Origin of the sequence: Nesterenkonia ebinurensis, from assembly GCF_008711175.1 — a bacterium.
In the GTDB taxonomy this organism is placed as follows: Bacteria; Actinomycetota; Actinomycetes; order Actinomycetales; family Micrococcaceae; genus Nesterenkonia; species Nesterenkonia ebinurensis.
Genome location: NZ_VWNF01000033.1, coordinates 1 through 1,181 on the forward strand (window position 1 = coordinate 1; position 1,181 = coordinate 1,181).

A 1,181-nucleotide genomic window follows, 5' to 3' on the forward strand; every position below is an offset into this window, starting at 1 on the left:
TGCCCTTCCATGAGCCCGGGCTACCGGAGCTGATCCGCAAACACGTCGATACCGGCCGGCTGCGCTTCACCACCAGCATGGACCAGATCGGCTCCTGGGCTGATGTGCATTTCATCGCAGTAGGCACCCCACAGCTCAAAGGCGGCACCGGGGCAGACCTGACCTTCGTAGATGCCGCCACCAAATCCCTAACCCAGGCAATCACCAAAAACGCCCTAATCGTCGGCAAATCCACCGTACCCGTAGGCACCGCCGCCCGACTCTACGAACTAATCCAGGACCATACCCAACCAGGAGTGGAAGTCTCCCTAGCCTGGAACCCAGAATTCCTCCGGGAAGGCTTCGCCGTCGAAGACACCCTACGCCCAGACCGACTAGTAGTCGGCACCAGGAATCAAACCGATGAAACCACCCTGCGTGCAGTCTACGCCGAAGCCCTAGACCGCGAGACCCCCTGGATCAGCACCGACTTCGAAACCGCCGAACTAGTCAAAGTCGCCGCCAACGCGTTCCTAGCCACCAAGATCAGCTTCATCAACGCCTTCGCTGAAATCACCGAAACCGTCGGCGGAGACATCACCACCCTGGCTGATGCCATCGGATACGACACCCGCATCGGCCGCAAATTCCTCAACGCCGGAGTCGGCTTCGGCGGCGGCTGCCTGCCCAAAGACATCCGCGCCCTGCAAACCCGGGTCGCAGAACTGGGACTGAACCGGACCATGAAGTTCCTCGATGAAATCGACCAGATCAACCTACGCCGCCGCAAAAAAGCCGTCGCCAGGGCCTTCGAACTCCTCGACCAGAACATCGAAGGCAAAAAGATCGCCGTCCTAGGCATCACCTTCAAACCCCTCTCCGACGACGTCCGCGACTCCCCCGGCCTCGATGTCGCAGCCCGACTCTTCAACGCCGGAGCCGATATCGCCGTCTATGACCCCGAAGGCAACCACAACGCCGCCAAACGCTACCCACGCCTGAACTATGTGGACAACCTCGAGTCTGCCGCCACCGGAGCCGAACTAGTCATCCTCACCACCGAATGGAACGAATTCAAAACCCTCACCCCCACCGACCTCAACCACCTCGTCGCCGCCAAACGCTTCATCGACGCCCGCAACGTACTACCAGCCACCGACTGGGAAAACGCAGGCTGGACCTTCACCCAACTCGGCCGCAAA

The 1,181-nt window shown here is 60.5% G+C and carries 1 protein-coding gene; it reads left to right on the forward strand.

The features are described 5' to 3' along the window. Positions 1-1,181 (forward strand): UDP-glucose dehydrogenase family protein (locus F0311_RS11245; RefSeq protein ID WP_150462038.1); only part of this gene is annotated, 1,181 nt, incomplete at both ends.